Origin of the sequence: Streptomyces sp. NPDC048479, assembly GCF_040651435.1 — a bacterium.
GTDB lineage: Bacteria > Actinomycetota > Actinomycetes > Streptomycetales > Streptomycetaceae > Streptomyces.
Map to the genome: position 1 here is coordinate 23,763 of NZ_JBEZKA010000049.1, position 8,224 is coordinate 31,986.

The following is an 8,224-nucleotide window of genomic DNA, read 5'->3' on the forward strand; positions in this document are numbered from 1 at the left end:
GATCGGGTCGGCAGCCCCGCCGCCTAGGGGTGCTCTCATGTGCCCTTGGGCCTGAGCACACTCTCGACAAGGCCTCCCGCCCAGTCGAGGAGCAGGGCGATGGAGGCGGTGAGAACGCTTCCGGTGATGAGCACGGGGTCGCGGTCGAGCTTGATCCCGTTGACGATGATGTCGCCGAGCCCTCCGGCGTTGACGAATGTCGCCAGCGTCGCCACGCCGACGCAGAAGACCAGTGCCGTGCGCAGACCGGCCAGCACGACCGGGACGGCCAGCGGCATCTCGATGCGCCAGAGCACTTGCCCGGGACGCATTCCCATCCCGCGGGCTGCTTCGATCAGAGTGTGGTCGACCTGCTGGATGCCGATGAGTGTGTTGCGCAGTACCGGCAGAGCCGAGTAGGCGACCAGGCTGGTCATGGCCACTCCTACGCCGGGGCCCACGGTGATCGTCAGCAGTACCAGGACCCCGATGGCGGGGGTCGCCTGGCCCACGTTGGCCAGACCGAGGACGAGCGGAGGGACCCACCGGGCGCGCACCCGGCTGATCAGCACACCCAGCGGAACGGCGATCGACATGATCAATACGGTGGCGACGAAGGTGAGTTTGAGATGCTCAGCTGTCCTGCTGACGAGGTAGCCGCTGTTGAGGGTGCGCTGCTCGATACTGTCAAGCCGCATCGAGTGAACCCAGAGGTAGTCGGCGATCCCAGCGGCGGCGACGACTGCGGGAGTGCCGAAGCGTCCGAATCCGGTGAAGGGGCGGCGGCGGGAGGGCACCGAGGCCGGGGTCGCGACTGTGGTCACCGCGCACTCCCCTTGTCGGCGGCCCCGGTGAGGGCGTCGAAGTCCAGCTCGCCGCGCACCGCGCCGTCGGCGTCGAGAACGGCGATCCGCTGCGTGCGGTGGGCCACGATCGCGTCGAGGACATCGCGCAGGGTGGCGTCCACCGTGACGGACGGCAAAGACGCCGACCCTGCGGGCAGCAGGTCGAGGTCGCCCGCCCGGATCAGGCCCAGTCGCTTGATCGCAGCCTGCCCGCCGACGAAGGAGCGGACGTAGTCATCGGCAGGCTCGGCGAGAATGCCGTCGGGCGTGTCGTACTGAACGATCCTGGACCGCTCCCCGAGCACCGCGATCCGGTCGCCGAGCCGCAGGGCCTCCTCGAAGTCGTGGGTGACAAAGATGATGGTCTTGCGCAGTCTTCGCTGCAGCGCGAGGAACTCGTTCTGCAGGCGCTCGCGGGTGATTGGGTCGGTAGCGCCGAACGGCTCGTCCATCAGCATCACCGGAGGGTCCGCGGCGAGCGCCCGGATGACGCCGACGCGCTGCTGCTGTCCACCGGAAAGCTGGCGGGGATACCGGGAGCGGAAGCGCCCCGGTTCGAGCCCGACCAGGTCCAGCAGCTCGTCGACGCGCTCCGCGGTCCTGCGCTTGCCCCAGCCGAGCATCCGCGGGACCAGGGCGACGTTGTCCGCGATGCTCATGTGCGGGAACAAACCGATCTGCTGGATCACATAGCCGATCCGGCGGCGCAGTTCATGCGGGTTGAGGGACAGCAGATCCTCGCCATTCATGGTGATGCGGCCGCTGGTCGGCTCGATCAGCCGGTTGACCATCTTCATGGTGGTGGTCTTGCCGCAGCCGGAGGGGCCGACGAAGCAGACCAGCTCCCCGGCGGGAATCACCATGGAGAAGGACTCAACGGCCGGTTCAGCCTGCCCCGCGTACGTCTTGGAGACGTCGGTCAGTTCAATCCGGGCACCATGCCGGGCGGTGGTTCCTCTGTCGGTGCCGGTCTTGTCCGGGATGGTGGCGGTCGGCCAGGCGTGGTCAGACACGGAGCCCCCTCGGGGTGGTCAGTCGCCGGAGGGCGAAGAAAAGCAGGTCGAACGCGAGCGCGAGAATGATGACGCCGAGAGTGCCGGCCAGTGCCTGGTTGATGGCATTCTTCGATCCGAGGCGTGAGAGTCCGTCGAAGATCTCGTTGCCCAGGCCGGGGCCGGCCACGTAGGCCGCGATGGCGGCGATGCCGACGGTGAGCTGCGTGGACACACGGATCCCGGTGAGGATCAGCGGCCAGGCCAGGGGCAACTGGATGCGAAGCAGGGTTCGCAGGGGCCCCATGCCGGTGCCGCGGGCCGCTTCCAGGATGGCCGGGCCGACCTCCCGCAGGCCGACGATGGTGTTGCGGGTGATCGGCAGCAGGGCGTAGAGGACCAGGGCGACCACGGTCGGCATCCAGCCCAGTCCCAGCAGGGGGATGAGCAGGCCGAGAAGCGCAAAGCTGGGGATGGTGAGGAAGGTCCCGGTCGCCGCGACGGCCGCGGTGCGGGCCCAGGGGCGGTCCCACGTGGTGACGCCGAGTGCGACGCCGAGCACGGTGGCGATCGCGATGGCCGTCCCGACGACAGCGGCGTGCTCCCAAACCTGCCGCAACAGCTCTTCAGTGTGCCCGCCGACGTACTCGAGAAGCCGGTCCATGCGTCCTCCGGACTGGGGCGCCTTGAAAGTCGGCGCTCTTCGGTGTGAAGAACCGTAGGTGTGCTAAACGCGGTGGGGAACTGGAGTTGCTCAGAGCGCAACAGAGCGAAGAGCCAGGTCTTCCGGTCGCCGGCCGGCCGGGCGGGCGGCCTAAAAAGCACCGAGCTTTCAAGCGGGGCGCAGCTGGCTGCCACGCTGGCTCCTGCGTTCAGTACGACAAGAGCCGTACTGACTGCGCCCCGCTGCCAGACAAGATCGCCTCGGTGAGCGATGTTGCCATTGTGGTCCGCGTCCAGGACCGTGCCGCAGGCACGGCAGGCGACCTTGCCTGGGTCGACCGGTTTTTGCGGTCGACGTGGTGGCACTCGGAGCATTCCTGGCTGGTGTATGCCGGATCGGCGTACAGATCGACTATGCCGGTCAGCTCGGCGAACTCGGCGCCATCACGCAGCGTCCCGTCCTGGTTAAGGGCGGGATGCCAGAGGCGGTCGGGCATGGCCCGGACAGCGCGGTGGACCGGCTCGGTGATGGCGTATCCGACGGAGAAGACGGTACGGATTCCTCGATTCCGCACGTCGCGGACGTGGGCGAGGAAGGCTTTCGCGGATCCGGCGCTGTCGGTGCCGTGCCGGTGGGTGTCGGGGATCTGCGCGAGTGCCTGGTCGAGCACCGTGATGTGGTCGCTCGCGGTGTTGGCGCCGGCGTGAGGTGACCCCCGGAGTGTGGACACAGGGGTTCATGCTGCGAGTTGCAGTTTAGCTGTCTGGTGGTGCTGCTGTTCGAACTCCATCGGGGAGAGGTAGCCCAGCGCGCTGTGGCGTCGGCGGGCGTTGTAGTAGGTGAGCCACTGGAAGATCTCCAGCCTCGCCTGCCGCATCGTCAAGAACAGCTTCCCGTGCATCGTCTCTCGCTTCAGTCCCTGCCAGAAACTCTCGGCGAGGGCGTTGTCATAGCTCGAGCCGACCCTGCCCATGCTCCTGCGGATGCCGTATCGGTCGCAGACCTGGGCGAACGCGGCCGACGTGTACTGGGCGGATTCAAGTGGTCGTTGCAACACCTTGTAGTTGGAGGTGTTGCTGGTGGGTGTGGGCAAGCGGCAGCAGGCCGCTCGGTTGTATCGCGGGCAGATTCCTTCGCCGGGGCGGCCGACGGTCGCGTGGCGTGAGGATCGCGTCCGGTACTGGCAGGCGATTGCACTCGGGTTGAGCTCGGAGGATGCGGCAGGAAAGATCGGGGTTTCCCCGGCTGTGGGGACGCGTTGGTTTCGCCATGCTGGCGGGGTGGGACCGTGCCTTGCCCCGACGGTGTCGGGCCGCTATCTGTCATTCGCGGAGCGAGAAGAGATCGCATTGTGGCGTGCTCAGGATGTTGGCGTGCGTGAGATCGCGCGGCGTCTGGGGCGTTCGCCTTCAACGGTCTCGCGGGAGTTGCGGCGCAACGCGTCCACACGGACATACAACCTGGAGTATCGGGCGTCGGTGGCGCAGTGGCACGCCGAGCGCCGGGCCCGGCGGCCGAAGACGGCGAAGCTGGCTGAGAACGGTCGGCTTCGCGGGTACGTCCAAGACCGGCTGTCCGGCGCCCTCCACATCCTGGGCGGGAAGGCTGTTCAAGGACCGCAGGTACCGCCATGGAAAGGGAGGAACAAGCCCCGGCGCCAGGACCGCCGGTGGACGACATCCTGGAGTCCGGAGCAGATATCCCACCGGCTCAAGACGGACTTCCCCGAGGATGACTCCATGCGGATCTCGCACGAGGCGATCTACCAGTCCCTGTTCATCCAGGGCCGAGGCGCCCTGCAGCGCGATCTGGTCGTCTGCCTACGTACCGGCCGCGCGCTGCGCATCCCGCGAGCACGCTCGCGCAAGCGCGCCACCGGCCATGTCACCCCCGAGGTGATGATCAGCGAGCGGCCCGCCGAGGCCGAGGACCGGGCGGTCCCGGGGCATTGGGAGGGCGATCGTGCGACACGAAGTTGCACGAATTTGAGTGGACTGACCGACTGGAGGGGCGGTTGATAAGCCGTAGGTGCAGTCACGGGTCCGTGTCCGTATGACCCGTCCCCGCCCTTGACGTGCGACGCCGGTAACGGCGTGGTGCGAAGCTCAGGGGAAAGCCCAAGGATTCCCGTTCCATCCGGGAGTTACCGGCAAGGGGAAGACCGGACGGGTGAAGTATATGAACTCCCGATGATGCCTCGTGATCCCAAGCCCCGCCGATGGAATGCGTGAGTGGGGTGCATGGCTAGCCGTTGAGAAGCGGCAGGCGCTGGCCGGCAGAGGTCACTCCGGCCAGGTGGACACCGCCGCCTCGGGGTAAAGGGAGCACCCACCCCGGTCGTATCTCACTCGTGTGGAACGTGGAAACCCCGTTGGGGTCCGGGCCGCTCTGGCTCGGTCAGCCGACCGCAAGGAAGGCTCAACTCCCCAGCGGGAACAGGACGGCCCAACAAGCCAATGCCGGAAGCCGAAAGGAAACGGGAAAGTGATGCATCATGACCGGCCCCTCCGCCGGTCGCCTCACATAACCGCCCGGATACGGGTGCACTGCCCGGACCCGAAAGGGTGCTGACATGGGCCGGGTGAGCCTGTGCAGAATCACTGAACAAAGACGATGGAACCGAGGGGCAAGTTGGACACCATGCTGATGATGGACGGACCGGCCTCGGCCCTTCCGGCTGCTTCCGCGCCGGTGAACGGACCTGAGGGCGAAGACTTGGACTGGGCGTCGATTGACTGGCGGCGGGTCGAGGAAGACGTACGGCGTCTGCGGCAGAGAATCTTCACGGCATCGCAGGCAGGGGATCTCAAGAAGGTCCGCAATTTACAGAAGCTGATGCTCCGTTCCCGCTCAAACACACTCCTGAGCGTGCGGCGGGTCACGGAGATCAATGCTGGACGCGCGACGGCGGGAGTCGACGGAAAGGTCGTGCTGTTGTCCCAGTCCAAGGCCGCATTGGCCGACTGGGTCCAGCATCGCGCCCGACCGTGGATTCCCAAGCCCGTCAAGCGGGTGTTCATCCCCAAACCGGGGGCGACGAAGAAGCGCGGACTCGGAATTCCCGTGATCGTTGACCGGTGCCTGCAAGCTGTGGCACTGGGAGCACTGGAACCCGAGTGGGAAGCGCGGTTCGAGCCGAAGTCGTACGGCTTTCGGCCCGGCCGCGGCTGTCACGACGCGATCGGGGCCATCTACTCCACGCTCAACGGGAAGAACCCGCAGCGTGCGTGGGTGCTCGACGCAGACCTGACGGCGGCGTTCGACCGCATCGACCACACCCGGCTCATGGCCGCTCTCGGTTCCTTCCCCGCCAGGGGACTGGTCCGGCAGTGGCTGAAGGCCGGGGTCGTGGATCGCGGTCGGTTCACCCCGACCGAGGAGGGAGCTCCGCAGGGTGGGGTGATCAGTCCGTTGCTTTTCAACGTGGCTCTGCATGGGATGGAGGAAGCCGCAGGGGTCCGCTATTACACCACCGGCAGAGATGCCGGGAGTGCGCAAAGCGGCAGCCCCGTGCTGGTGCGGTACGCAGATGATTTTGTCGCGATGTGCACCAGTCGTGAGCAGGCCGAGCAGGTCAAAGAGCGGCTGGCTGCATGGCTGACTCCCAGGGGACTCGCTTTCCACGAGGACAAGACACGCATCGTCCATGCGGAGAGCGGATTCGACTTCCTGGGGTTCAATGTCCGCCGCTATCACGGCAAGTTGCTGATCAAGCCGAGCACAGCGGCTCAACGACGGATCCGGGAACGGCTCAGCACCGAAATGGTGGCTCTGCGAGGAGCCAACGCCGGTGCGGTACTTAAGAAGATCAACCCGATCGTTCGGGGTTGGTCGGCCTACTACCGGACGGTGGTGTCCAGTGAGATCTTCACGGCGCTGGAAAATCACATGTGGAAGCTCGCTTACAAGTGGGCCAAGCACAGCCACCCGAACAAGCCGAAGCACTGGATATCCGCCAAGTACTTCGGCCGGTTCAACAAAGCCAGGAAGGACCGGTGGGTGTTCGGTGACCGCGACAGCCGCGCCTACCTGCTCAAGTTCTCCTGGACGAAGATAGTCCGGCACCAACTGGTCAAGGGGAAGGCGTCCCCGGACGACCCTGCCCTGGAATCCTATTGGGCTCAGCGGCGCCGCAAGGGGACCCCTCTACCAGTCGATGCTATGACCGTGCGCCTTCTACAGGAACAGCACGGACGTTGCTCGACTTGCGGAGGGCTCTTACTGCACGCCGACCACCCACCGCAAAGCCCACAAGAATAGGAAGCGTGGCGGGTCGTCATCCGAAAGGCGATCTCCAAGCAATACATCGCGTTCCCAAGCGGGAGCACGCCGGGCGGTCAACGACTCCGTCTCCTCCACACCCATTGTCACCGGCGGAATGGCACCGCCGCGATGACAAGACCAGCACTTTTGCCTGCCGGCGAGCCTTCGGGGCTTGCTTGAGCCGTGTGCGGTGAAAGCTGCTTGCACGGTTCTGAGGGGGCGGGGACGCAGTAATGCGTCCCCGCTACCCGACTCATCATCGGCACCGGCCGGTCCGCGATCAGCACCCTCGTCGAGCGCACCACCAGGTTCACCGTGCTGCTGCACCTGCCCCGGATGGACGGCTACGGCATCGAGGAGCCGGTCAAGAACGGCCCGGCGCTGGCCGGCCGCGGAGCCGAGGCCGTCAAAGACGCGATCGCCGCCATGATCACCACGCTGCCCGAGCACCTGCGCCACTCGCTGACCTGGGACCGAGGCGAAGAACTCGCCCAGCATGCCCAACTGCGCATCGAGACTGGACTTGAAGTCTACTTCGCCGACCCGCACAGCCCCTGGCAACGAGGCACGAACGAGAACACGAACGGACTCCTTCGCCAGTACTTTCCGAAAGGCACCGACCTGTCACGCTGGAATGCCGACGAACTCGACGCGGTGGCTCTCGCCCTCAACAACAGGCCCCGCAAAACCCTCGGTTGGAAGACACCTGCCGAGGCCCTCAACGAACATCTACTATCGGTCCAGGAAGCCGGTGTTGCAACGACCGGTTGAGTCCGAGCTGCGAGCCCCTGTCCGCGTGGAAGATCACCCCGGTGACGTCACCGCCGCGGGCCGCGACCGCGGCCCGGAGCGCGTCGATGACGAGCTCGGCCCGCATGTGCGGGGCCATCGAGTAGCCGAGCACCCGGCGCGAGCGGATGTCGATGACGCAGGCGAGGTAGAGCCAGGTGGCTCCGACCTGCACGTATGTGATGTCGCCGCACCACTTCTCGTCCAGAGCGCCGGCGCTGAAGTCCCGCTGGACCAGGTCCGCAACCGGCGGCGCCAGCCGGTCCGGGATCGTGGTGCGCTTCTTCTTGCGCAGGTGACGGCCGACGATGCCGTGCTTGCGCATCAGCCTGGCCACCCCGCTTGCGGTTGACCGTGTGGCCGAAGCCGCGCAGTTCGGCATGGACTCGAAGCGCGCAGTAGTTCCCGCGGTGTCCGGCGTGGATTTGGCGGATCTCCTCGACCAGGGCGTCCTCGGCAGTCTGCCGATCCGCCCGCGCCTCCCCGCCGGCGATCCACCCGTAGTAACCCGAGCGGGAGACCTGAAGCACCCGGCATATCCGCTTGACGCCTCGCCATGGGCGGAGACGAAGTCCCAAGCGGCGGTCTTCACTTCATCTCCGATCCTGGTGGTTAATTCAGGCAATCGGTGAGTGAGCGTCAGATCGTGGGTGGATTCTTGGGGTTGCGGCAGTCTTGTGGTGTCTGCCCGC

Annotated in this window: 5 protein-coding genes and 4 pseudogenes; 3 read left to right on the forward strand and 6 right to left on the reverse strand. The window is 66.2% G+C overall.

Features of this window, described 5'->3' with window-relative positions:
• Nucleotides 1-35: 35 nt before the first annotated feature.
• The 5 genes and pseudogenes from AB0D12_RS38370 to AB0D12_RS38390 form a co-directional block, all read right to left on the reverse strand.
• The gene (locus AB0D12_RS38370; RefSeq protein WP_362693895.1) at nt 36-803 is read right to left on the reverse strand and encodes an ABC transporter permease; all 768 of its coding nucleotides are present in this window, start codon (nt 801-803) and stop codon (nt 36-38) included.
• Nucleotides 800-1,837, reverse strand: a complete 1,038-nt coding sequence (locus AB0D12_RS38375) for an ABC transporter ATP-binding protein (protein ID WP_362693898.1) — start codon at nt 1,835-1,837, stop codon at nt 800-802. The genes AB0D12_RS38370 and AB0D12_RS38375 overlap by 4 nt, the downstream gene beginning before the upstream one ends.
• A complete protein-coding gene (locus AB0D12_RS38380; protein ID WP_362693901.1) occupies nt 1,830-2,480 on the reverse strand; it encodes an ABC transporter permease in 651 nt (216 codons plus the stop codon). The genes AB0D12_RS38375 and AB0D12_RS38380 overlap by 8 nt, the downstream gene beginning before the upstream one ends.
• A gap of 208 nt (nt 2,481-2,688) precedes the next feature.
• Nucleotides 2,689-3,210 (reverse strand): zinc ribbon domain-containing protein, encoded by a 522-nt coding sequence (locus tag AB0D12_RS38385; RefSeq protein ID WP_362693903.1) that lies wholly within the window; start codon nt 3,208-3,210, stop codon nt 2,689-2,691.
• A gap of 6 nt (nt 3,211-3,216) precedes the next feature.
• A pseudogene (locus AB0D12_RS38390) lies at nt 3,217-3,513 on the reverse strand (integrase core domain-containing protein); the annotation flags it as partial.
• Between the two features lie 46 nt (nt 3,514-3,559).
• Here AB0D12_RS38390 and AB0D12_RS38395 point away from each other — a divergent pair.
• The 3 genes and pseudogenes from AB0D12_RS38395 to AB0D12_RS38405 all read left to right on the forward strand — a co-directional run.
• Nucleotides 3,560-4,441 (forward strand): annotated as a pseudogene (locus AB0D12_RS38395) (helix-turn-helix domain-containing protein); the annotation flags it as partial.
• A gap of 679 nt (nt 4,442-5,120) precedes the next feature.
• Nucleotides 5,121-6,740, forward strand: coding sequence for a group II intron reverse transcriptase/maturase (ltrA, locus tag AB0D12_RS38400; protein ID WP_362693905.1), 1,620 nt, complete (start codon nt 5,121-5,123; stop codon nt 6,738-6,740).
• Nucleotides 6,741-6,995: 255 nt separating this feature from the next.
• A pseudogene (locus AB0D12_RS38405) lies at nt 6,996-7,514 on the forward strand (IS30 family transposase); the annotation flags it as partial.
• 7 nt (nt 7,515-7,521) lie between these two features.
• Here the strand turns inward: AB0D12_RS38405 and AB0D12_RS38410 are convergent.
• Nucleotides 7,522-8,139 (reverse strand): annotated as a pseudogene (locus AB0D12_RS38410) (IS3 family transposase); the annotation flags it as partial.
• Between the last annotated feature and the right edge of the window lie 85 nt (nt 8,140-8,224).

What these genes read in the sequence shown, in the direction of transcription:
- AB0D12_RS38380 (WP_362693901.1), bottom strand. Translation starts at nt 2,480, where the DNA reads ATGGACCGGCTTCTCGAGTACGTCGGCGGGCACACTGAAGAGCTGTTG.
- ltrA (WP_362693905.1), top strand. Translation starts at nt 5,121, where the DNA reads ATGCTGATGATGGACGGACCGGCCTCGGCCCTTCCGGCTGCTTCCGCG.